Source organism: Mycobacterium sp. 1245801.1, from assembly GCF_001673055.1.
GTDB lineage: Bacteria > Actinomycetota > Actinomycetes > Mycobacteriales > Mycobacteriaceae > Mycobacterium > Mycobacterium europaeum_A.
The window spans coordinates 1-22342 of sequence record NZ_LZKY01000321.1 but is presented as its reverse complement, the minus strand read 5'-3'; the positions used below and the strand labels follow the sequence as shown (position 1 = coordinate 22342).

At 69.9% G+C, this 22342-nt stretch carries 18 protein-coding genes and 3 pseudogenes; 7 read left to right on the top strand and 14 right to left on the bottom strand.

From position 1 onward, the window contains the following. Positions 1-237: 237 nt before the first annotated feature. Entirely contained in the window at positions 238-3171 is a 2934-nt protein-coding gene (locus A5622_RS20555) for an RND family transporter (RefSeq protein ID WP_066880893.1), read from the bottom strand. After that, positions 3168-3521, bottom strand: a pseudogene (locus tag A5622_RS20550) (MmpS family transport accessory protein); the annotation flags it as partial. The pseudogene A5622_RS20550 and the gene A5622_RS20555, both read right to left, overlap by 4 nt. 213 nt (positions 3522-3734) lie before the next feature. Here A5622_RS20550 and A5622_RS28525 point away from each other — a divergent pair. Then, positions 3735-3971, top strand: a pseudogene (locus A5622_RS28525) (MmpS family transport accessory protein); the annotation flags it as partial. Here the strand turns inward: A5622_RS28525 and A5622_RS20545 are convergent. The 6 genes and pseudogenes from A5622_RS20545 to A5622_RS20520 form a co-directional block, all read right to left on the bottom strand. Beyond that, positions 3936-4385 (bottom strand): annotated as a pseudogene (locus tag A5622_RS20545) (TetR/AcrR family transcriptional regulator); the annotation flags it as partial. The pseudogenes A5622_RS28525 and A5622_RS20545 overlap by 36 nt on opposite strands. Positions 4386-4442: 57 nt before the next feature. After that, positions 4443-5555, bottom strand: coding sequence for a cystathionine gamma-lyase (locus tag A5622_RS20540; protein ID WP_066880891.1), 1113 nt, complete (start codon positions 5553-5555; stop codon positions 4443-4445). A 4-nt stretch (positions 5556-5559) separates the two neighbouring features. Beyond that, the gene (ligA, locus tag A5622_RS20535) at positions 5560-7641 is read right to left on the bottom strand and encodes an NAD-dependent DNA ligase LigA (RefSeq protein WP_066880889.1); all 2082 of its coding nucleotides are present in this window, start codon (positions 7639-7641) and stop codon (positions 5560-5562) included. Between the two features lie 43 nt (positions 7642-7684). Next, positions 7685-8002 carry a helix-turn-helix transcriptional regulator gene (locus tag A5622_RS20530; RefSeq protein ID WP_066880887.1) on the bottom strand — a complete coding sequence of 106 codons (318 nt, stop codon included), beginning with the start codon at positions 8000-8002 and terminating at the stop codon, positions 7685-7687. Beyond that, entirely contained in the window at positions 7999-8481 is a 483-nt protein-coding gene (locus tag A5622_RS20525; protein ID WP_066880885.1) for an SRPBCC family protein, read from the bottom strand. The genes A5622_RS20530 and A5622_RS20525 overlap by 4 nt, the downstream gene beginning before the upstream one ends. A 64-nt stretch (positions 8482-8545) precedes the next feature. Further along, complete coding sequence (locus A5622_RS20520) at positions 8546-9574, bottom strand: methionine synthase (protein WP_066880883.1); 1029 nt, start codon at positions 9572-9574, stop codon at positions 8546-8548. A gap of 99 nt (positions 9575-9673) precedes the next feature. Between A5622_RS20520 and A5622_RS20515 the strand changes: the two genes are divergently transcribed. Beyond that, positions 9674-10318, top strand: a complete 645-nt coding sequence (locus A5622_RS20515; RefSeq protein ID WP_197498200.1) for a sensor domain-containing protein — start codon at positions 9674-9676, stop codon at positions 10316-10318. Here A5622_RS20515 and mnmA read toward each other — a convergent pair whose 3' ends face one another. Genes mnmA through A5622_RS20495 form a run of 4 tightly spaced genes read right to left on the bottom strand, consistent with a single transcriptional unit; the run spans position 10319 to position 14346 of the window. Beyond that, positions 10319-11395, bottom strand: coding sequence for a tRNA 2-thiouridine(34) synthase MnmA (gene mnmA / locus A5622_RS20510; RefSeq protein WP_082994647.1), 1077 nt, complete (start codon positions 11393-11395; stop codon positions 10319-10321). Further along, positions 11396-12574 carry a cysteine desulfurase family protein gene (locus A5622_RS20505; protein WP_066880880.1) on the bottom strand — a complete coding sequence of 393 codons (1179 nt, stop codon included), beginning with the start codon at positions 12572-12574 and terminating at the stop codon, positions 11396-11398. Between the two features lie 33 nt (positions 12575-12607). Further along, positions 12608-13510: a 1-acyl-sn-glycerol-3-phosphate acyltransferase gene (locus tag A5622_RS20500; RefSeq protein ID WP_066880878.1), complete on the bottom strand. Its 903-nt coding sequence runs from the start codon at positions 13508-13510 to the stop codon at positions 12608-12610. After that, the gene (locus tag A5622_RS20495) at positions 13507-14346 is read right to left on the bottom strand and encodes a GNAT family N-acetyltransferase (protein ID WP_066862135.1); all 840 of its coding nucleotides are present in this window, start codon (positions 14344-14346) and stop codon (positions 13507-13509) included. The genes A5622_RS20500 and A5622_RS20495 overlap by 4 nt, the downstream gene beginning before the upstream one ends. Positions 14347-14519: 173 nt before the next feature. Between A5622_RS20495 and A5622_RS20490 the strand changes: the two genes are divergently transcribed. Further along, positions 14520-16001, top strand: a complete 1482-nt coding sequence (locus A5622_RS20490; protein WP_066880877.1) for a cryptochrome/photolyase family protein — start codon at positions 14520-14522, stop codon at positions 15999-16001. Continuing rightward, entirely contained in the window at positions 15998-16378 is a 381-nt protein-coding gene (locus A5622_RS20485) for an SRPBCC family protein (RefSeq protein WP_066862140.1), read from the top strand. Before A5622_RS20490 ends, A5622_RS20485 begins: the two co-directional genes overlap by 4 nt. Before the next feature lie 164 nt (positions 16379-16542). On the opposite strand, the gene A5622_RS20480 is transcribed toward A5622_RS20485, so the two are convergent. Beyond that, positions 16543-17499: an electron transfer flavoprotein subunit alpha/FixB family protein gene (locus tag A5622_RS20480; protein WP_066862143.1), complete on the bottom strand. Its 957-nt coding sequence runs from the start codon at positions 17497-17499 to the stop codon at positions 16543-16545. Positions 17500-17539: 40 nt separating this feature from the next. Further along, a complete protein-coding gene (locus A5622_RS20475) occupies positions 17540-18331 on the bottom strand; it encodes an electron transfer flavoprotein subunit beta/FixA family protein (RefSeq protein WP_066862146.1) in 792 nt (263 codons plus the stop codon). Positions 18332-18615: 284 nt separating this feature from the next. Here A5622_RS20475 and A5622_RS20470 point away from each other — a divergent pair, with 284 nt between their 5' ends. From A5622_RS20470 to A5622_RS20460, 3 genes are read left to right on the top strand one after another with little or no spacing between them, the layout of a single operon-like run. Further along, a complete protein-coding gene (locus A5622_RS20470) occupies positions 18616-19449 on the top strand; it encodes a bifunctional 2-polyprenyl-6-hydroxyphenol methylase/3-demethylubiquinol 3-O-methyltransferase UbiG (protein ID WP_066880875.1) in 834 nt (277 codons plus the stop codon). Next, entirely contained in the window at positions 19446-21038 is a 1593-nt protein-coding gene (locus A5622_RS20465; RefSeq protein WP_066880873.1) for a glycoside hydrolase family 57 protein, read from the top strand. Before A5622_RS20470 ends, A5622_RS20465 begins: the two co-directional genes overlap by 4 nt. Positions 21039-21060: 22 nt before the next feature. Continuing rightward, entirely contained in the window at positions 21061-22305 is a 1245-nt protein-coding gene (locus A5622_RS20460) for a glycosyltransferase family 4 protein (protein ID WP_066880871.1), read from the top strand. Positions 22306-22342 lie beyond the last annotated feature (37 nt).

Here is a 22342-nt window from a genome sequence, read left to right as displayed (position 1 = left end):
AACTCCGCCAGTTCGTCGAAGAGCTCCCCGAGACGTTCCTTCGGGGACGCTTCGACGCTGGCTGCAGTCGCGGTCGGAGACATGACGCCATCATCACAGCCACCACCGACAAAAACGGGCCGCCGGATGCCCGCTGAAGAATTCGGTCCACGCATCCCCCAGCCCATGCCCGACAGGCACAGCCTCGCCCACTGCACACACCGCGAATCCCGATCCGTGAGCCGAAATCAGGTCGCGCTAGGGCGCCTGCGCTTTCGATCCGGCCATCGATGCGGACCTCGATCCCGACATCGCGACAGGGTCGTCGTCCTCCCACAACAGCAGCTGTCGAACCGCCGGGCGTGGGCCGTAGGGCCGCAGCATGGTGCTGGCCGGGCGTGGCCGCACCCGTTGTGGCCACCAGAACCAGCGCCCGAGAAGCCTTGCGACAGAAGGCGTCATGAATGACCGCACGATCAGCGTGTCGAACAACAGGCCGAGCCCGATCGTCGTCCCGATCTGACCGAGCACCTGAAAACCGCTGAACACGAACGCACACATGGTGACGGCGAAGACGATGCCCGCCGAGGTGACCACCGAGCCGGAGCCGGCCATGGCCCGGATGATGCCGGTATTCAGGCCCGCATGGATCTCTTCCTTGAACCGCGAGATCAACAGCAGGTTGTAGTCCGATCCCACCGCCAGCAGCAGGATCACCGCCAGCGCCAGCACGACCCAATACAGCTCGATGCCGAAGATGTACTGCCACACCAAGACCGAGAGTCCGAAGGACGCCCCCAGCGATAACGCGACGGTGCCCACGATCACCAGCGCGGCGATCAGGCTGCGCGTGATGATCATCATGATGAGCAGGATGAGGCTCAGCGCGGCGAACGCCACGATCATCAGGTCGTATTTGGCGCCGTCCTGGATGTCCTTATAGGTCGAGGAGGTGCCGCCGAGATAGACGTGCGCGTCGGCCATCGGCGTGCCCTTCAGGGCCTCATGTGCCGCCTTGGCCATCGGGTCGATGTGCGAAATGCCTTCCGGCGTAGCCGGATCGCCCTCGTGGGTGACGATCATCCGGACGGCCTTGCCGTCCGGGGACAGGAACAGTTTCAGCCCACGCTTGAAGTCGGGGTTGTTGAACACCTCGGGCGGCAGGTAGAAGGTGTCGTCGTTCTTGGCCGCGTCGAAGGCGCGCCCGAGCGCCGTCGCGTTGTCGATCGCGGCCGCGGTCTGCGCGTAGATCCCGGACAGCGTGGCGTAATTCGCAAGAGTCAGATCGCGATTGGTCTGCTGGCTCGCGATCTGCGGCGGTATCAGCGCCGTCAGTTTCGGCTGCAGCGCGTCGAGCTTGTCGAGGGAGGCCGTGAGGTTTTCGAACTTTTCGGTGAGCTGGTCAATGCCGTCGAGCGCGTCGAACAGCGACCGGAACGCGAAGCAGACGGGAATGTCGTAACAATGCTTCTCCCAGTAGAAGTAGCTGCGCACCGGGCGGAAGAAGTCGTCGAAGTTCGCGATCTTGTCGCGCAGGTCCCGGATGGTGACGAGCGTGTCGCGGAAACTTTCGGTCTCCTCGTGGGTGGTGCCGGCGAGTTGTTGTTGCAAGGCGTACTGCTGCTTGAGGATGTCGATGGTCTTGCTCAGCTCATTGGCCTGCTTGAGGGCGTCGTTGGCCCGATCCTGTTGATAGGTCAGGTTTTGCTGTTGCGCCGCACTGGAATTGCTGACCACGAAGGCGAGTGAGCTGTGGACGAGCGGGGTCCCCAGCGGCCGGGTGATGGTCTGCACCTGCGCCACACCCGGAACGTGGAACACCGCCTTGGCCACCTTGTCCAGCACCAGCATGCTCTCCGGGTTGCGCATGTCGTGATCGGTTTCGACCATCAACAATTCGGGCTCCAGACGGGCCCGCGAGAAGTGCTTCTCGGCGGCCGTGTACCCGATGTTGGCCGGCGCGCTGGCCGGCATGTATGGGCGGGTGTCGTAACTGGTCTTGTAGCCGGGCAGGGCGAGCAGGCCCACCAGTGCCAGCGCGCACGCCGCCGCGAGCACCGCTCCGGGCCAGCGGACGATGGCGGTGCCGATCCGCCGCCAGCCGCGGGTTCGGATCGCCCGTTTGGGGTCGAAGATGCCGACCATGGCGCCCAGGGTGAGGATCGCCGGCCCCAGGGTGAGCGCGGCGAACAGCGCGACGAGGATACCCAATGCGGCTGGGATACCCAGGCTTTGGAAGTAGGGCAACCGGGTGAAGCTCAGGCAGGCCACAGCGCCCGCGACGGTGAGCCCCGAACCCAACACGATGTGCGTCGTGCCGTGATACATGGTGTAGAAGGCTTTTTCGCGATCCTCGCCGGCGCCGCGCGCCTCCTGGTAGCGGCCGACGAAAAATATCGCGTAGTCGGTGCCGGCCGCGATCACCAGCAGCGTGAGCAGATTCGTGGCATACGTCGACAGCCCGATCACGCCGGCATTACCCAGGAACGCGACAAGGCCTCGGGCGGCGGACATTTCGATGAGCACGGTGGCGAGCACCAGCAGCGTGGTGAGCACCGAGCGATAGACGAAGAACAGCATCAGCGCGATCACCCCGATGGTGATCCCGGTGACCTTCGCGGTGCCCTTGCTGCCGACGTCGAACTGATCGGAGATCAGCGGCGCCGCACCGGTCACATAGGTCTTGACCCCCGGCGGCGGTTTCATGCGCTCGATGATGTCGCGCAGCGCCCCGACACCCTCGTTGGCCAAGGCCGAGCCCTGATTGCCGGCGAGGTTCACCTGAACATAGGCGGCCTTGCCGTCGCTGCTCTGCGATCCGGCCGCCGTCAACGTGTCGCCCCAGTAATCCTGGACGTGCTGGACGTGTTTGTGGTCCTGCTCGATCCTGCGGACCATCTCGTCGTAGAACCGGTGGGCTTCGGCGCCCAGCGGTTTGTCGCCTTCCAGCACGATCATCGCCGAGCTGTCGGTGTTGAACTCTCCGAACTTCTCGCCGATGCGCTTGATCGCCTTGAGCGACGGGGCATCTGGGGAGTTCAGCGCCACGTTGTGAGTCTTGCCCACGTCTTCTAGCTGCGGGACGGCGATGTTGGTGATGGCGGCCAGCGCCACCCAGAACAACAGGATCGGCAGCGCGAGCCGGCGGATGGTGCGCGGCACGAAGGGCCGCGACTGCTCATGGTTTGTCATCCAGATTTGTCCAGACAGAAGGTGTAGGCGTCGACTTTGTGGACGGTGCGTTGGTCTTTCACTTCGCCGTTGACGATGATGCGGCAGCCCAGGGTGTCACCGTTGCCCTGCGCGACGACGTTGCCGATCACCGCGGGCTCGGTGCTGGTGATGGTGAACGACCACGGCAAGGGCGCGTCCTTGACTTGCTGGGGCTGGGCGTTGACGTCGAGGTAGTTGATGGTGGCGGTCGCCCCCGGGGCGCCGAACACCTCGAGCACGACCCGCTTGGGGTTGAACGGGACGATCTCGGCCGCCAACCCGCTGTTGGCCGCCGTGTTGTCGTGCGAGCCGAAGATGCCGTGCAGGCGTTTGTCGACGGGTTTCTCATCCCCGGCCTGACCAAGCCCGCCGGGTAACGGCGCCGCATGCCCGCGCCCGCCCGTGGGAAATATGTACGCGCGCGTCTCTTGTACAGTACGGTCCCGTACCGTACTGTCATAGCTGTCGATCACGCTCACGAGGTTGGCAGCCGCAGTTGGCTTGAGCGTGATCTTGTCGCCCGATCTTCGAAAGGCTAACGGGTGAAAGGCTTTTCGATTGCGTCCCTGGTGAGGCGGGGATGGATGGTGCTCGTCGCGGTGCTGGTCGTGGCGCTCGCGGGATTCGGGATCTATCGCCTGCACGGCATCTTCGGCTCGCACGACAACACGGCGGCCAACAGCGGGTTGGCGGCCGAGATCGTCCCGTTCAACCCCAAGCGGGTCGTGCTCGAGGTGTTCGGCGCCCCGGGCGACGGCCTGACGCAGCACGTGCTGGATCGTTGCCTTGCGCTGGTCGAGGAATTGATGCTGCAGGGCGTCATTGAGCGCGGGGTGCCGCGACACCTCGACCATCACCGCGCGGATGGTGCCGGCGTGCTGTCCGCACTCCAGGCTGATCGTCTCCCCCAGGCTCAGCAGATCACCGCGCAGCGAGCCGGTGTTCGGCGGGACGGCCACCTTGCGGACGCCTTCGATGAAGGCCGCCAGCACCAGCTCGGCCTTGGACGGCCAGCGCCGATAGACCGTGGCCTTGCTGGCCCGCGCGGCGTTGGCCACCGCGTCCACCGTCAGCTGGTCATAGCCGTGTTCCTGCAGTAGCGCCAGGGTCACGGCCAGGATTTCGGCCTCGCGCGGCGACCACGGCGATGCGTGCTCGCACCGATCGGCCGTCTGGGTCATAGAGCCCACGATAGAGCCGCTCGGGCGATGCGGACCAATTTCCGCCAGTCCGGCCCGACGGATGTCGCGTCAGCGCGAGGGCAGCAGCGCGCGTTCGATGTCGGTGAGCAGGTCGTCGGTGTCCTCGATACCCAGTGAGATGCGCGCGAATCCGTCGGGGACCGGGTCACCCCAGCGCGCCCTGCGGTCCACCGAGGTGTGCAGGCCACCGAAACTGGTGGAGGCGACCAGCAGTTCGCTGCGGTCCACCAGCGCGTGCACCGCGGCCGCATCGGCCAATTCGACCGAGACCAGCGCCCCGAATCGGCGCATCTGGGCCATGGCCACTTGGTGCGCCGGGTCGTCGACCAAGCCCGGATAGCGCACCGCCCGCACGGCCGGGTGACGGGCCAGCATGGTCGCCACCGCCCGGGCGTTCTGGCATTGGCGTTCGAAGCGCAATCCCGCAGTTCCCATGCTGCGCAACAGAAGCCACGCCTCGAACCCGCCCAGGATCGCACCCGCGGACTGCCGGTGGCGCCGCACCGCGGCGAGCAGCTCGGGCTGATCGGTGGCGACGTATCCGGCCAACAGGTCGCTGTGACCCGACAGGGCCTTGGTGGCGCTGGCCACCACCGCGTCGGCGCCCAGCGACAGCGGCTGCTGCCCCAGGGGCGTGGCGACGGTGTTGTCGACGATTAACCGGGCGCCGCGCCCCCGGCAGATGGTGGCCAGCCGGTGCAGATCAACGACGTCCAACGCCGGATTGGTGGGGGTCTCGGCCAGCACCACGTCGGCCCCCACGGCGGCGTCATAGATCTGCGCACTCGACGCCTCGATGACGCTCACGCCCGCCGGCGCCAGGTCCTCGCGGGCATAGCGGCGAACTTCGTAGTAACCGTCAGCGGGTATCACCACCGTCGATCCGGGGGTCGCCAGGGTCCGCAGCACCGCGGCGATGGCCGCCATGCCCGAGCCGAACACCAGCGCACCGGCCGCCCCCTCCAGCTCGGCAAGTGCGGATTCCAGTTGCCGCCAAGTCGGATTGGAGTCGCGGCCGTAGTTGTCCACGGCACCGGACTCGTCGCCGGACAGGTGGTAGGTGGAAGCCAGCACCGGCTGCGGGGCCACCGGCTGACCCGGAATTGCTTGAGAATCAACGGCTTTGAGGCTGCGCGTGGAATCACCGTACCGATTGCTCATCGGCTCAGTCCGCGGGGGTCTCGGTCGGACCCTCGGCGAGCAGTGTCCGGAAGCCGTCCTCGTCGAGGACGGGCACTCCCAGCTCGATCGCCTTGTCGTACTTGGAACCCGGCGAATCACCGGCCACGACGTAGTCGGTCTTCTTCGACACCGAGCCGGCGGCCTTTCCGCCGCGCGCCAGGATCGCCTCCTTGGCGTCGTCGCGGGAGAAGCCGGCCAGCGACCCGGTGACCACCACCGTCAGCCCCTCCAGCGTGCGCGGCACGCTGGTGTCGCGCGCGTCGGCCATCCGCACGCCTGCGGCGCGCCACTTCTCGACGATCGCGCGGTGCCAGTCGGCGGTGAACCACTCGGTGAGCGCCGCCGCGATCGTCGGCCCGACGCCTTCCACCGCGGCCAGCCGCTCCGTCGATGCCGACATGATCGCGTCCAGGTCGCCGAACTCGGTCGCCAGGGCGCGCGCGGCCGTCGGGCCGACATGCCGGATCGACAGCGCCACCAGCACCCGCCACAGCGCCACCTGCTTGGCCTTGTCCAGGTTGTCCAGCAGGCGCCTGCCGTTCGCGGACAGGGAACCGGCCTTGGTCCGGAACAGCTCGGTGCGCAGCAGGTCGTCCTCGCTGAGCGTGAACAGGTCGCCCTCGTCGGCGATCACGCCAGCTTTCAGCAGCGCGATGGCGGCCTCGTAACCGAGCCCCTCGATGTCGAATGCACCGCGGCCGGCGACGTGAAAGACCCGCTCGCGCAACTGCGCCGGACAGGACCGGGCGTTGGGGCAACGGATGTCGGCGTCGCCCTCCTTGGCCGGCGCCAGCGGGGTGCCGCACTCGGGACACGCGGTGGGCATCTCGAATTCGCGTTCGGAGCCGTCGCGCAGGTCCACGACGGGGCCGAGCACCTCCGGGATCACGTCACCGGCCTTGCGGATCATCACCGTGTCGCCGATCAGCACACCCTTGCGCTTGACCTCGGCGGCGTTGTGCAGGGTGGCCAGCCCCACCGTTGACCCGGCCACCTTCACCGGCGTCATGAATGCGAACGGCGTGACGCGTCCGGTGCGCCCGACGTTGACGCGGATGTCGAGCAGCTTGGTCTGCGCCTCCTGCGGCGGGTACTTGTAGGCGACGGCCCACCGCGGCGCGCGCGAGGTGGTTCCCAGCCGGCGCTGCAGGGCGACGTCGTCGACTTTGACGACCACGCCGTCGATTTCGTGCTCGAGGTCGTAGCGGTGTTCACCCCAGTAGGCGATCCGCTCCTCGACGGCGGCCAGGCCGCGCACCCGCGCGGTCTGTGCGGCCACCGGCAGCCCCCAGGCGCTCAGCGCGGCGTAGGCCTCGTGCTGGCTCTTGGGCGCGAACCCCTCGGTGCGGCCAACGCCGTGACAGATCATCCGCAGCTTGCGCCGGGCGGTGACGGCCGGGTTCTTCTGGCGCAGCGACCCGGCCGCGCTGTTGCGCGGGTTGGCGAACGGCGCCTTGCCGTCCTCGACCAGGCTGGCGTTGAGCGCCTCGAAATCGGCGAGCAGAAAGAACACCTCGCCGCGCACCTCGAGCAGGGCGGGAACCGGGAAGTCCGTGCCGGCCGACAGCCGCTCCGGGACGTCGTCGATGGTCCGCGCGTTGAGCGTCACGTCCTCGCCGACCCGGCCGTCGCCCCGGGTGGCGGCGCGCTCCAACCGGCCGTCGCGATACACCAGCGACAAGGCCACCCCGTCGATCTTGAGTTCGCACAGGTAATGCGGTTGTTTGCCGACCTCGTTCTCGACGCGGTTGCTCCAGGCCACCAGCTCGTCGCGATCGAAGACGTCGTCGAGGCTCAGCATCCGCTCCAGGTGCGCCGCCTCGGCGAACTCGGTGGCGAACCCCGCGCCGCCGACCAGCTGGGTCGGCGAATCGGCCACCCGAAGCTCGGGATGCCGCTCCTCCAGCGCCAGGAGTTCGTTGAACATCGCGTCGAAGTCCGCGTCCGAGATGATCGGGGCGTCCTTGATGTAGTAGCGGAACTGGTGTTCGCGGACCGTTTCGGCCAGGTCCTGCCACTGCCGGCGCACCTCGGGCGATACCGAATCAGCTTCTGCTGAGCTCACCTTGGCAGGCTATCCGAGGACACCGACGCAAAACCCGGCGCGCTCAGTCCTGCACGTAAGAGCGCAACCGATCCACGGCGGCATCCCACCGGCGGGACAGCTGGCTCAGGTAGTCGCTGGCCGACGCCAGCGGCTCGGTCCGCACCGCCCACACCCGCTCGCGGCCCCGCCGGCTGCTGGTCACCAGCCCGACGGACTCCAGCAGCTGCAGGTGCTTGCTGGCCGCCTGCCGGGTGACCGGTATGACGCTGGTGACCTGTGATGTCGAGCTCGGGCCGTGATCGCAGAGCCGCACGATGATGCGCAGCCGGTTGGGGTCACCGAGCGCGTCGAAGAGCGGCGCGTCGACGGCGACTTTCATACCCGGACGCCCTCGACGTACCGGCGTACCAGCGTGGTCTGGATCGCCCAGCCCTCGCCGTTGGCCTCGAAGGACGGGCCGCGACGTGCCGGTGGGATCGCCTCGAACCCGGACTCGGTGATGGTCAGCAGCACGCCGTCGGGCCGCTCCGCCAGGATGAACTCGACGAGCGTGGTCGGCTCCTGGTCGTAGTCGATGTCGGGGTCGACGGCGAACGGGTGCCAGCGGTAGGCGAACCGGCGCGGCGGCTCGACGGCGACGATCTGCCAGGTGCTGCGGACTCCGGTGTGCGGCTCCTGACGCTTGGCGACCTCGCCGTCGACGGTGGTGGGGGTGATCGCGGCGGTCACCGACGTTCCGGCCACGAACGGCCCATCGAACCGCACCCCGAACCAGCGTCCGAACTCCTCGGCGTCGCTGATCGCCCGCCACACCCGGTCGAGCGGCGCGCGCAGCACGACCTGCTTCTCGATCTTCATGTGCAACGTCCTGGTTGCCTATGAGTGCAGCACATCGGGGCCCAAAACGCAACCAATTGGTTGCCTATCCGATGGCGTCGGGGTCCTCGGCGAACATCTCGGCCGCCTTGCGGGCGAGCCCGATCGCGGCGCGGGCCCACTGCGGCGTGGCGCCGGCCAGCCCGCAGGCGGGGGTGACGCCGATGCGGTCGCGCAGCGCCGGGCGGGCGAAGCCGAGGCGGTCGGTGACGGCGACCACCGCGGCGGCCACCTCCTCCGCCGCCGGGCGGCGCGGCGGGGGCTCGGCGCCGAGCACCCCCAGCACGACGGTGCGGCCCGGCTCCACGAACTCGGCGATGCCGTCCAGGTCCGCGGCGGTCAGCGCACCCGCGTCCACCGACACGGCACGAAATGCGCTGCGTTGCAACAGTTCCCATGGGATACCCGGGGCGCAGCAGTGCAGCAGCACCTCGCCCCCGACCGTGTGGGCGCAGCTGTCGAGCAGGCCGGCGGCCAATTCCTCCTCGACGGGCGCCACCGGGCTCAGCGAGGTGACCCCACTCAGCCCCCCGCCCAGCGCTTTGGGCAGCGACGGCTCGTCGAACTGGACCACCACCTCCGCCTCGAGCCGGCGGGCCATCCCGGCCCGATGCGCGGCCACCCCCTCGGCCAGCGACGCGGCCAGGTCGCGCAGCGCCCCGGGGTCGGTGATCGCCCGGTGGCCGTTGGCCAGCTCGATTTCGGCGGCCAGCGTGATCGGGCCCGGCGCCTGCACCTTCACCACCCGGCCGTCGTTGCGCAGGCCGGCGGCCTCCCAGGCCTCCTCCAGCGCGTCCATGTCCTCGTCGAGCAGGCTGATCGCGCGGCGGGTGACCGCGCCGGGCCGGGCGGCAAGCCGGTAGCCGCGCGGCACCGTGTCAATGGCCACGTCGACCAGCAGCGCGCCGGCCCGGCCGAGCATGTCGGCACCGACGCCGCGGGCGGGCAACTCGACGATGTGCGCCAGTGCGCCCGCCAGTTCGCCCACCACGACTTCGGCGGCTTCCCGCGCGGCGCGGCCGGGCCACGAGCCGACACCGCTGGCGGCGGCGAAGGGATGGGCGAAAACACTCACCCGACAACCGTATTCGACGTCGCAGCACCCCCCGGTCGGCAGGGGTCTGTGTGCGCGCTGGCCGCGCGGGTAGGTTCAACGCAAAAGGGGTGCGTAAAGGTGTCGCAGAAGGCGAAATCAGCGTGGCTGCCGCTGTTGTGCGCGGCGGTGGCGCTGGTGGCGTCGTGCACTCGGGTGGTGGACGGCGCGGCCCTGGCGGGTTCCGGCGCCAACCGCAGAGTGGTGCAGGGCGTCGACGTCGACGCGATCCTGCTGGACCAGTCCCGGATGCGCGCGATCACCGGCGCCGGTGAGCATCTGACCATCATCCCCTCGATGGACGGCACCAGCCCGGTGGACATCGACGCGCTCGCCGAGACCGCGCCGCGCGAGTGCCGGTTCATCTACGCCGAGACGGCGACGTTCGGCCGCGACCTGGAGGCATTCCACAAGACGACCTTTCAGGACCCGCCCGACGGCGCGCTGATCTCCGAAGGCGCCGCGGCCTACCGCGATGCCGACGCCGCCCGGCGCGCCTTCGGCGCCCTGGTGGGCACCGTCGGCGACTGCGCGAACGGCTCGAGCGGGCAACTCTACGTCGGCGACTGGAACGCCGATGCCACCACGCTGCACCTGCGGCCGGGCGGCTGCGGCCGCGACTACCGGATCCTGTCGGTGGCCATGCTGGAGGTCACCTTCTGCGGCTTCGCGCAGTCGGTGTCCGACATCGTGATGACGAATATCTCGGCGAACATGCCGCGGTGATCAGCGTGCGGTGCCGGCGATGGTGGCGCTGCCGAGCACCTCGTCGCCGTCGGGGTCGCGGCGATAGAGCACCAGCGTCTGGCCCCGCGCCACGCCGCGCATCGGGGCGCGCAGTCGCACCACCAGCTCGCCGTTGACCAGTTCGGCTATCGCGTCGGCGGCTTCACCGTGCGCGCGCACCTGAACCGCGCACTCCAGCGGGCCCGACGGCGCGACGCCCGAGGTGAAAACCGGTGCCCGCCCGACCATTTCGTGTATCTCGAGGTCGGCGGCCTCCCCCACCCGCACCGTGGCCGTCTCGGCGTCGATCGCTGTCACGTAGCGCGGGCGGCCGTCGGGTCCCGGTCCGGCGATGCCGAGTCCCTTGCGCTGCCCGATGGTGAAACCGTGCACGCCGTCGTGCTCGGCGAGCACCGTGCCGTCCGCATTGACCACCGCGCCGCGGCGCACCCCGATGCGCTCGCCCAGGAACGCGCGGGTGTTGCCCGAGGGGATGAAGCAGATGTCGTGGCTGTCCGGCTTGTCGGCGACGGTCAGGCCGCGCCGGGCGGCTTCGGCCCGGATCTGCGGCTTGGGGGTGTCCCCGATCGGGAACGCCGCGTGCCGCAGCTGCTCGGCGCTCAGGACGGCCAGCACGTAGGACTGGTCTTTATCGTGATCGACGGCGCGGCGCAGCCGGCCGTCGGCGAGCCGGGCGTAATGGCCGGTGGCCACCGTATCGAAGCCCAGCGCAACGGCTTTCGCGGACAGCGCCGAGAATTTGATCTTCTGATTGCACACCACACACGGGTTGGGCGTTTCGCCGCGCGCGTACGACGCCACGAATTCGTCGATGACGTCCGCGGCGAACCTCTCGGCGAAATCCCATACGTAGAACGGAATTCCGAGCACGTCGGCGACGCGGCGCGCATCGGAGGCGTCCTCCTTCGAGCAACACCCCCGCGAGCCGGTGCGCAGCGTGCCGGGCGCGCTGGACAGCGCCAGGTGCACGCCGACCACGTCGTGTCCGGCGTCGACCATCCGGGCGGCGGCGACCGACGAGTCGACGCCGCCGCTCATGGCGGCAAGCACTTTCACCTAGGACGCCCCCGCGGCGGCCAGCGCGGCCCGTCGGGCGCGGTCCACCGCGCCCGGCAGCACGCGCAGCACGGCGTCGATGTCTGCGTCGGAACTGGTGTGCCCCAACGAAAGTCGCAAAGATCCACGGGCGGTGGCCGCGTCGGCGCCCATCGCGATCAGCACGTGGGAGGGCTGCGCGACACCGGCGGTGCATGCCGACCCGGTCGAACACTCGATTCCATTGGCGTCCAGCAGCATCAACAGCGCATCGCCCTCGCAGCCGCGGAAGGTGAAGTGCGCGTTGCCGGGCAGCCGCAGCGGGTCCCGGGCTCCGTTGAGGGTGACGTCCTCGATGCCGCCCAGCACGCCGTCGACCAGCCGGTCGCGTAACGCCCGCAGCCGGGCGCTGTTGGTCTCGAGCCCGTCGACCGAGATCCGGGCCGCCGCCGCCATTCCGACCGCACCGGCGACATCGGCGGTGCCCGAACGGATGTCGCGCTCCTGCCCGCCCCCGTGCGCCAACGGCACGCAGGCCACGTCGCGGCGCAGCAGCAGCGCACCCACGGCCGGCGGGCCGCCGAACTTGTGCGCGGTCACGCTCATCGCCGACAGCCCACTGGCGGCGAAGTCGACCGGTAGCTGCCCCACAGCCTGGACGGCGTCGCTGTGCATCGGCACGCCGAATTCGGCTGCGACGGCGGCGAGTTCGGCCGCCGGCAGCACGGTGCCGACCTCGTTGTTGGCCCACATCACCGAGACCAGCGCGACGTCGTCGTGGCGCGTGAGCACGTCGCGCAGCGCCGCGGCCGACACCGACCCGTCGGGGGCGGTCGGCAGCCAGGTGACCTCGGCGCCCTCGTGCTCGACGAGCCAATTGACCGAGTCCAGCACGGCGTGGTGTTCCACCTCACTGGTGACGATGCGCCGGCGGCGCGGATCGGCTCCTCGTCGGGCCCAGTAGATGCCCTTGACCGCCAGGTTGTCGCTCTCGGTGCCGCCGGCGGTGAAGATGACCTCCGAGGGGCGCGCGCCCAGCCGGTCGGCGATCAGCTCGCGGGACTCCTCGATGCGGCGCCGCGCCGCCCGGCCGCTGGTGTGCAGCGAGGACGCGTTGCCGACCGTGCCGAGCACAGCCGTCATCGCCTCGACGGCGGCGGGGTGCATCGGGGTGGTGGCGGCGTGATCGAGGTAGACCATGACGCGAACCACGATACCGGCCCGCCCGTTTGCTCAGGCCACCAGCACGTGCCCGTGACCAGCGCGCCGGGCGGTTCCGCCGCCCACCGCGGACTGGCAGCGGTGGGCCAGGGCGCGCCGGTCGGTCCCCGGGAGCTGCAGGGACTCGACGCGCACCCGCGCCAGCGTGCGCGGCACGACGAGCAGCCGCCGAATGGAGCTCAGCAGGGTCTCGTCGCCGACGAAGGCCGGCACCGTCGAGGGGCTGCCGTCGACGTGGTGATAGGTCAGCCGCACGGGCTGCACCGGGCGGGCGGCATCGATCGCGGCCTGGAACATCGCCGGGTAGAAGGCGCCGCGGCCTTGATGCGATTGTCCGGCTTCTTTTCCGGCCGTGTCCCGACCGGCATCGTCGCCGGACACTCCGCACCAGGTGGTGCCCTCCGGGAAGGCCACCACCGTCTGACCGGCGCGCAGCCGGCGGGCGACGGCGTCGACCACGCCGGGCAGCCGCCGCAGACTGGACCGCTCGATGGGGATGATCTTCAGGATGCGGGCCACCACCCCGGTCGCGCGGCCGGTGAACATGTCGGCGCGCGCGACGAACGACCCGGGCAGCACCGAGCCGATGGCGAAGACGTCGAGCCACGACATGTGCGGGCTCACCACCAGCACCCCGCGCAGGTTGCGAATCGGGTTGCCCGTCACGGTGATTCGCACCCCCAGGCAGCGCAGCACCGCGCGGCAATAGATGCGCTGCGCGCGGGTGCGGCCCGGCAGCGGCACCGCCAGCAGCGGCAGCCCCGGCGCCAGCAGCAGCGCCAGCGTGAGGCGAAGGGCGATCCGCAGCGTCACCCGCAGCCGTCGCGGCGTCGCCACGTCGCCCACGCCCACGCAGCCCGCATCGCACGAGGCGCGCGGCAGCCAGGAGTGTCCGGTGCCCGCCGGGGCGTTCATCGCCGGCCGCCCGCCATTTCCGATGCCGCCGACACCGACCGGAGGCGTTTGAGATATCGGGTGTCGGCGTGCGCCTTGTCCAGCAGGACGCAGAAATCGCCGACGCCGAAGTCGGGGTCGTGCGCGGGTTCGCCGCACACCTGGGCGCCCAGCCGCAGGTATCCGCGCATCAGCGCCGGAACCGACGGCCGCGCCGGCGGCGCGATGTCGTCGATCGCCGTCCCGTTGACCACCACCGGCCGGTGCGGGTACACCCGGTGTTCCGGCGGTGCCGCGTGCCGGTCGAGGATGAAGTCGCGGACGCCGCGCAGCCGGCTGCCCGGCGCCGGGCCGTCGTCTTCATCGCCGATGGGCACCGACACGCATCCGGTCACGTGGTCGTAGCCGTAGCGGTCCAGGTAGGCCAGGATGCCCGCCCACATCAACAGCACGACGCCGCCGTTGCGATGCCCATCGCGCACCACGGCGCGTCCCATCTCCACCAGGGACGGCCGCAGCGGGTCCAGGGCGCGGATGTCGAACTCGGTGGCGGTGTAGAGGCCCCCGGCCGCGATGGCGCCGGCCGGCGCCAGCATGCGGTAGCAGCCGACCAGCTCGCCGGTGTCGTCGTCGCGCACCAACAGGTGGTCGCAGAACTCGTCGAACCGGTCGAGATCCCGCCCGTCCTGGCCGGCCGCCGGCAGTGCGAAGCCGGGGGTGCTGGTGAACACGTCGTACCGGAGCCGCTGCGCCGCCTCGATCATGGCGGGGTCGGTGGACAGCAACAGGGAGTAGCGCGGTGTGGCCGCCGCGCCGGTGGGCTTTTCGCTGGGTATGAGGACTGAAGCGATGCTCATGAAGCCCAACGTGGCGTAGTCGATGAGCTAGTCGGCATCGCCGCTGTGACGTGTCGGTGCACGTGAGATGACGAAATGCCGCGGTTGAGCACCGAGTGTTGCGGGTAGAGCGTGCAAGATGACGATCCACTCGGCGATTCAGGCTCCGTCGTGAAGCACACCGCGGCCGCGGTATGAGCCCGGACACGCGCCGTTTGTGCTTCGCCGATCAGCTGGGCCCCCACTTCCTGGACCACCGCGACCAGCCGGTGTTGCTCATCGAGTCCCGCGCGGTGTTCGGGCGCCGCCGCTTTCACCGCCGCAAGGCCCACCTTGTGCTCTCCGCGCTGCGCCACCGCGCGGCCGAACTGGGCGATCAGGCGCTGTTCCTGCGGACCCGCACGTACGGCGAGGCGTTGGAGCGGGTGCGCGAGCCGATCAGCGTGTGCCAACCCACCACCTGGGCCGCCGACGGGTTCGTCCGGTCGCGGCCGGCGATCGAGGTGTTGCCCGCGCGCGGATTCTGCACCGACCGCGCGGATTTCGACGAGTGGGCCAAGCGGCAGCGGACGCTGCTGCTGGAGAACTTCTACCGCGACGCCCGGCGCCGGTTCGAGCTGCTGATGGACGGGGAACAACCGGTGGGCGGGCGGTGGAACTTCGACGCCGACAACCGAGAGCCGGCTCCGAAAGGCGCCGAGACGCTGGGCGTGCCCGCGCCGTGGCGACCCGACGAGGACGAGATCGACGAGCAGGTGCGCGCGGACCTGGACCGCTGGGAGCGCGACGGCGACGCCGCCTTCGTCGGTCGCGACGGGCCGCGCGAATTCCCCGTCACCGCAACCGAAGCGCAGACCGCGCTGGCAGTGTTTGTGCGGGATCGGTTGCCGCACTTCGGCCCTCACGAGGACGCCATGCTCTCCGGTGACCGTTTCATGGTGCACAGCCTGCTGTCGGCGCCGATGAACCTCGGGCTGCTCGACCCGCTGGACTGCGCGTACGCGGCCGAGGACGCCTACCGCGCGGGCAACGCCCCGCTGGCCAGTGTCGAGGGTTACATCCGCCAACTGATCGGGTGGCGGGACTACATCTGGCACGTCTACTGGTATTTCGGGCCCGATTACCGGCGCCACAACGCGCTCCAGGCGCACGCGGGACTGCCGGAGTGGTTCGCCGAGCTCGATGCCGACGCCGTCGAGGCCCGCTGCCTGCGCGACGTGCTGGCGCAGGTCCGCGACCACGGCTGGGCGCACCACATCCCGCGGCTGATGGTGCTGTCCAATTACGCGTTGCAGCGCGGCTGGGATCCCGCCGCGGTCACCGACTGGTTCCACCGGTGTTTCGTCGATGGCTACGACTGGGTGATGGTCGCCAATGTCGTGGGCATGTCGCAGCACGCCGACGGCGGGCTGATGGCGACGAAGCCCTACGCCGCGGGCGGCGCGTACATCAACCGCATGAGCGACTACTGCGGGCACTGCGTGTATCGCCCGGCCGAGCGGGTTGGCGAGCGCGCCTGCCCCTTCACTGCCGGCTACTGGATGTTTCTGCAGCGCAACAAGAACTATCTGGGGGGAAACACGCGCATGTCCCAACCGTTGGCAGGCCTGCGAAGGCTCACCGATCTCGATGACGTCATCGAACAGCAGCGTCGGCTTGGGCAGGCCGCGCCATGATCCTCACCGCGGATCGGCAGATCGCGGCGTCGCCGGCCGCGGTGTGGGAGCTGCTGGTCGATCTGGACGCGTGGCCCAAGTGGGGGCCGACGATCCGTGGCGCGCGGCTCGATGAGCCACACACCGAGCTGGGCCTGCACGCGACGGGCATGGTCCAGACGTCGCTGCTGGTCTCTGCGCCGTTCGAGGTGACCGAGTTCGATCCGGGCCGATCCTGGGCGTGGAAGGTGGCCGGTGTCCCGGCGACCCGGCATCGGGTGGACCCGGTGGGCGACGGCGCGCGGGTGAGCATGTCGGTGCCGTGGTGGGCGGCGCCCTACCTGACGGTCTGCTCCATCGCCGTGCGCCGCATCGACGCGATGCTGACCGGCGCCTAGCCGCGTCGGGGCCGCCCCGGGAACCGATGTGTGACTTCGCAATCCGCTAGCGCCGGTGCTGGCGGTTTCGGGAAGGGGTCAATGGTCCGCACGCGGTGTCAATTCGCCCCCCGACGCAACAGCCCCCGGCACCGCGGTGCCGGGGGCTGTTGCAACCGAGAAACTCAGCCCTTGCGGGTCTTGATCGCCTCGGTGAGCTGCGGAGCCACCTTGAACAGGTCGCCCACCACGCCGTAGTCGGCGATCTCGAAGATGGGCGCCTCTTCGTCCTTGTTGACCGCGATGATCGTCTTGGACGTCTGCATGCCCGCCCGGTGCTGGATGGCACCGGAGATGCCCAGCGCGATGTACAGCTGCGGCGAGACCGTCTTACCGGTCTGGCCCACCTGGAACTGGCCCGGGTAGTAGCCGGAGTCGACGGCGGCGCGCGAGGCGCCGACGGCCGCGCCCAGCGAGTCGGCCAGCTCCTCGACGACGCTGAAGTTCTCCGCGCTGCCGACGCCGCGACCCCCGGAGACGACGATGGTGGCCTCGGTCAGTTCCGGACGGTCGCCAGCGACCGCGGGCTCGCGGGCGGTGACCTTGGTGGCGTTCTCGGCGGGGGCCGGCACCTCGACGGTGACCTCTTCGCCGGCGCCGGCCTGCGGCTCGGCGTCGATCGCGCCGGCGCGCACGGTGATCACCGGGGTGTCGCCGTTGGCCTGCGCCTCCACGGTGTACGCGCCACCGAAGATGGAGTAGGTCGCCTTGTTGCCTTCCTTGACGTCGACGACGTCGACCAGCAGGCCGGAGCCGATGCGGGCCGCGAGCCGGCCGGCGATCTCCTTGCCGTCGGCGTTGGCCGACAGGATCACCGCGGCGGGCGAGTTGGACTCGGCAAGCGAGGCCAGCACGTCGACCACCGGGGTGATCAGGTACTTGTCGACGTCCTCGGACTCGGCGACGTAGATCTTGGCGGCGCCGGCCTCCTTGAGACCGTCGACCAGAGGCGCGGCGGTGCCAGGCGCGCCGACCACGACGGCGGCGGGCTCACCCAGCGCGCGGGCGGCCGTGATCAGTTCGGAGGTGACCTTCTTCAGCGCACCTTCTGTGTGCTCGACGAGCACCAGTACTTCAGCCATGGGTTATTTCGCTCTTTCGTGTGTCCGGAGGTGTCTGGTGCTAGATGATCTTCTGGGCGACCAGGTACTTGGCGATGTCGTTGCCGCCCTCGCCCTCGTCGGTGACCTTCTCGCCCGCGGTCTTGGGCGGCTTGGGCGTCGACGACAGCACGGTCGACCCGGCGTTCTCCAGCCCGACCTCGTCGGGCTCGACCCCGATCTCGGCCAGGGTCAGCACCGTGACCTCTTTCTTCTTGGCGGCCATGATGCCCTTGAAGGACGGGAAGCGCGGCTCGTTGATCTTCTCGGTAACACTGACCACCGCGGGCAGCGTGGCCTCGAGGGTGAACACGCCCTCGTCGGTCTCCCGCTCGCCGGTGACCTTGTCGCCCTCGATGGAGAGCTTGCGCACGTGGGTGAGCTGGGGCAGGCCCAGGTACTCGGCGATGACGGCCGGCACCGCGCCGCCGGTGCCGTCGGTCGCCTCGTTGCCGGCGATGACCAGCTCGGTGCCCTCGATGGTGCCCAGCGCGCGCGCCAACGCCCATCCGGTCTGGACCACGTCGGAACCGTGCAGGCCGTCGTCCTTGAGGTGGACGGCCTTGTCGGCGCCCATCGACAGCGCCTTGCGGATGGCCTCGGTTGCGCGCTCGGGACCCGCGGTCAGCACGGTCACCGACCCCTCGCCGCCCTCGCGCTCGCGAATCTGCAGCGCCTCTTCGACCGCGCGCTCGTTGATCTCGTCCAGCACCGCGTCGGCGGCCTCACGGTCCAAGGTGAAATCGCCGTCAGAGAGCTTGCGCTCCGACCAGGTGTCCGGGACCTGCTTGATCAGGACCACGATGTTCGTCATGAGTGTGGTTCGTCCTCCTCGAAGGGGGCTCGCAGCAATCGACTACGAAACCTCGGTACGCGTTTTCGCAACGCACGGCCGTGTTACTACCCGGTAACTTTGTGCGGTATGCATTCACACCATAGCTGGTCGCTCAGGCCATATTGCCCGCTCCTCCCCCGTCCGCTGCCCCGGACGGGATCGTCGCCGGGCGGCACGTTCTTGCGGCCCGTCCGCCGCCTCACGAGCGGGGGCTCACGTCTCCGGTTCGCGAATCCGACACTTCGCGTTAGCCTGCCTATGCAATGAGCGCACCGGTCCCTGACGTCCCGCAGCACATCCCCGGCGACACCGCGTCGGTGGGTGACGCCGTGATGACGCTGACGGGCGAGCGCACCATCCCCGGTTTGGACATCGAGAACTACTGGTTTCGCCGCCACGAGGTCGTCTACCAGCGGCTCGCCGGGCGCTGCGTGGACGCCGACGTGCTCGAGGCCGGCTGCGGCGAGGGCTACGGCGCCGATCTGATCGCCGGCGTCGCGCGCCGCGTCATCGCCGTCGATTACGACGAGGCCGCGGTGGCCCATGTCCGCAGCCGCTACCCCCGGGTGGACGTCATGCAGGCGAACCTCGCGCAGCTGCCGCTGCCCGACTCGTCGGTCGACGTTGTGGTCAACTTCCAGGTGATCGAGCACCTGTGGGACCAAACACAGTTCGTCGTGGAGTGCGCCCGGGTGCTGCGGCCGTCCGGGCTGCTGATGATGTCGACCCCCAACCGGATCACCTTCTCCCCCGGCCGTGACACCCCGATCAACCCCTTCCACACCCGGGAACTCAACGCCGCCGAGCTCACCCAGCTGCTGGTCGACGGCGGGTTCCGCGATGTCTCGATCAGCGGCCTGTTCCACGGCCCGCGGCTGCGGGAGATGGACGCCCGGCACGGCGGCTCGATCATCGACGCGCAGATCCAGCGGGCAATGGCCGCTGACCCGGGGGCTCCCTGGCCGCCCGAGCTGGCGGCCGACGTCGCCGCGGTCACCACCGCCGACTTCGACCTGATCGAGGCCGGCGAGGGTGCGCGCACCGGCCACCACATCGACGACAGCCTCGACCTGGTCGCGATCGCGGTAGCGCCGTGAGCACGGCGCAGAACCGGGTGCCCGGCCTCTTCACCCTGGTTTTGCACACCCACCTGCCCTGGCTGGCCCATCACGGCCGCTGGCCCGTCGGCGAGGAATGGCTGTACCAATCCTGGGCGGCGGCCTACCTGCCGCTGATGCGCGTGCTCGACACGTTGGCCGGCGAGGATCGCCGGAGCTTGATCACCCTCGGCGTCACTCCGGTGGTCAACGCGCAGCTCGACGACCCGTACTGCCTCGACGGCATGCACCACTGGCTGGCCAACTGGCGGCTGCGCGCCTTGGAAGCGACCGCAGTGGCCACCAGCGTGCGTAGCGCCCCCCGCTCGAAGTCGGCCGGCTACCCCTCCTGCACGCCGGAAGCCTTGCGCGCCTTGGGGATTCGCGAGTCCGCCGAGGCGCAGGGCGCGCTGGACGACTTCGGCACCCGGTGGCGGCACGGCGGCAGCCCGCTGCTGCGCGGCCTGCTCGACGCCGGCACGGTGGAGCTGCTCGGCGGTCCGCTGGCCCACCCGTTCCAGCCGCTGCTGGCGCCCCGGCTGCGCGAGTTCGCGCTGCGCGAGGGTCTGGCCGACGCGCAGGCGCGCCTGGCCCGGAGCCCGGGCGGCATCTGGGCGCCCGAGTGCGCCTACGCGCCCGGCCTGGAGCACGACTACGCGGGCGCGGGCGTCACCCACTTCATGGTCGACGGCCCGTCGCTGCACGGCGACACCGCGCTGGGCCGGCCCGTCGGCGACACCGACGTGGTGGCGTTCGGGCGCGACCTGCAGGTCAGCTACCGGGTGTGGTCACCGAAGTCCGGCTATCCGGGGCACGGCGCGTACCGCGATTTCCATACCTATGACCACCTCACCGGCCTCAAGCCCGCCCGGGTGACGGGCCGCAACGTGCCCTCGCAGGACAAGGCGCCCTACGACCCCGAGCGCGCCGACCACGCGGTCGACACGCACGTCGCCGACTTCGTCGAGGTGGTCCGCAACCGGTTGCTCTCCGAGTCCGAGCGCATCGGGCGACCCGCCCATGTGATCGCCGCCTTCGACACCGAGCTGTTCGGCCACTGGTGGTACGAGGGCCCGACCTGGCTGGAGCGGGTGCTGCGGGCCTTGCCCGAGGCGGGCGTTCGGGTGGGCACGCTGTCCGACGCCCTCGCCGACGGCTTCGTCGGACACCCGGTCGCCCTGCCGCCCAGCTCGTGGGGATCGGGCAAGGACTGGCAGGTGTGGGCGGGCGAGCAGGTCGCCGATCTGGTGGCGCTCAACAGCGAAGTGGTCGACATGGCGCTGAGCACCGTCGACAAGGCGCTGTCCCAGACGGCGTCGCTGGACGGGCCGATCCCCCGTGACCACGTCGCCGATCAGATCCTGCGGGAAACGCTGCTCACCGTCTCCAGCGACTGGCCGTTCATGGTGAGCAAGGATTCGGCCGCCGACTACGCCCGCTACCGCGCCCATCTGCACGCGCACGCCACCCGCGAGATCGCCGACGCGCTGGCGTCCGGGCGGCGCGACACCGCGCAGCGGCTGGCGCAGGGATGGAACCGCGCCGACGGGCTGTTCGGCGCCCTCGATGCCCGCAGGCTGCCCCGATGAGGCGGGCGAGGTTGGTCTTGGCGTGAAGATCCTGATGGTGTCGTGGGAATACCCGCCGGTGGTGATCGGCGGGCTAGGCCGGCACGTGCATCACCTGTCGACCGCGCTGGCCGCCGCGGGTCACGACGTCGTCGTGCTGTCCCGGCGGCCCACCGGAACCGATCCCCGCAGCCATCCCTCGTCGGATCACCTCAGCGAGGGCGTCCGGGTGATCGCGGCCGCCCAGGATCCGCACGAATTCAGCTTCGGCACCGACATGATGGCCTGGACACTGGCCATGGGCCACGCCATGATCCGCGCCGGGCTACCGCTGACCACACCGGGCACCAACCGCGCCTGGCGGCCCGACGTCGTGCACGCCCACGACTGGCTGGTGGCCCACCCGGCGATCGCGCTCGCCCAATTCTACGATGCGCCAATGGTTTCCACGATTCACGCCACCGAAGCCGGCCGGCACTCCGGCTGGGTCAGCGGTGCGATCAGCCGTCAGGTGCACGCGGTCGAGTCGTGGCTGGTGCGCGAATCCGACTCGCTGATCACGTGTTCGGCGTCGATGGCCGACGAGATCACCGAGCTCTTCGGCCCCGGTCTGGCCGAGATCACGGTGATCTGCAACGGCATCGAGACGGCGCGGTGGCCGTTCGCGGAACGCCGGCCGCGCACCGGGCCGGCCGAACTGCTGTACCTGGGCCGGCTGGAATACGAGAAGGGTGTGCACGACGCCATCGCCGCGCTGCCGCGGATCAGGCGCAGCCACCCCGGCACCACCCTGACCATCGCCGGCGAGGGCACCCAGCAGGCCTGGCTCGTCGAGCAGGCCCGCAAACACCGGGTGCTCAAGGCAATCCGGTTCGTCGGGCACCTCGAACACGCCGAGCTGCTGGCCGTCCTGCATCGCGCCGATGTCGCGGTGCTGCCCAGTCACTACGAGCCGTTCGGGATCGTGGCCCTCGAGGCGGCCGCGGCCGGCACTCCCCTGGTGACGTCCGACATCGGCGGGCTGGGCGAGGCGGTGATCAACGGCCAGACCGGTGTCTCGTGCCCGCCGCGCGACGTGGCCCGGCTGGCCGCGGCGGTGCGCACCGTGCTCGACGACCCGCAGGCCGCGCAGCAGCGCGCCCGCGCCGCCCGCGAACGACTCACCTCCGATTTCGACTGGCGCACGGTGGCCGACAAGACGGCGCAGGTCTATCTGTCGGCCAAGCGGGGGGTGCGCCAGCCGCACGCGCGGCTGCCCATCGTCGAACACGCCTTGCCGAACCGGTAGCGCTGTTCCTAACGTTTCACGGATGGGGCTGGACTAT

Excerpts from the sequence above, each read along its gene's own strand:
- A5622_RS20470 (WP_066880875.1), top strand. The coding sequence starts at position 18,616 with ATGAGCGCACCGGTCCCTGACGTCCCGCAGCACATCCCCGGCGACACC.
- A5622_RS20485 (WP_066862140.1), top strand. The coding sequence starts at position 15,998 with ATGATCCTCACCGCGGATCGGCAGATCGCGGCGTCGCCGGCCGCGGTG.
- A5622_RS20540 (WP_066880891.1), bottom strand. The coding sequence starts at position 5,555 with ATGAGCAATCGGTACGGTGATTCCACGCGCAGCCTCAAAGCCGTTGAT.
- A5622_RS20495 (WP_066862135.1), bottom strand. The coding sequence starts at position 14,346 with ATGAGCATCGCTTCAGTCCTCATACCCAGCGAAAAGCCCACCGGCGCG.
- A5622_RS20530 (WP_066880887.1), bottom strand. The coding sequence starts at position 8,002 with ATGAAAGTCGCCGTCGACGCGCCGCTCTTCGACGCGCTCGGTGACCCC.
- A5622_RS20525 (WP_066880885.1), bottom strand. The coding sequence starts at position 8,481 with ATGAAGATCGAGAAGCAGGTCGTGCTGCGCGCGCCGCTCGACCGGGTG.
- A5622_RS20505 (WP_066880880.1), bottom strand. The coding sequence starts at position 12,574 with ATGGTCTACCTCGATCACGCCGCCACCACCCCGATGCACCCCGCCGCC.
- A5622_RS20500 (WP_066880878.1), bottom strand. The coding sequence starts at position 13,510 with ATGAACGCCCCGGCGGGCACCGGACACTCCTGGCTGCCGCGCGCCTCG.
- A5622_RS20480 (WP_066862143.1), bottom strand. The coding sequence starts at position 17,499 with ATGGCTGAAGTACTGGTGCTCGTCGAGCACACAGAAGGTGCGCTGAAG.
- A5622_RS20475 (WP_066862146.1), bottom strand. The coding sequence starts at position 18,331 with ATGACGAACATCGTGGTCCTGATCAAGCAGGTCCCGGACACCTGGTCG.
- A5622_RS20555 (WP_066880893.1), bottom strand. The coding sequence starts at position 3,171 with ATGACAAACCATGAGCAGTCGCGGCCCTTCGTGCCGCGCACCATCCGC.
- A5622_RS20490 (WP_066880877.1), top strand. The coding sequence starts at position 14,520 with ATGAGCCCGGACACGCGCCGTTTGTGCTTCGCCGATCAGCTGGGCCCC.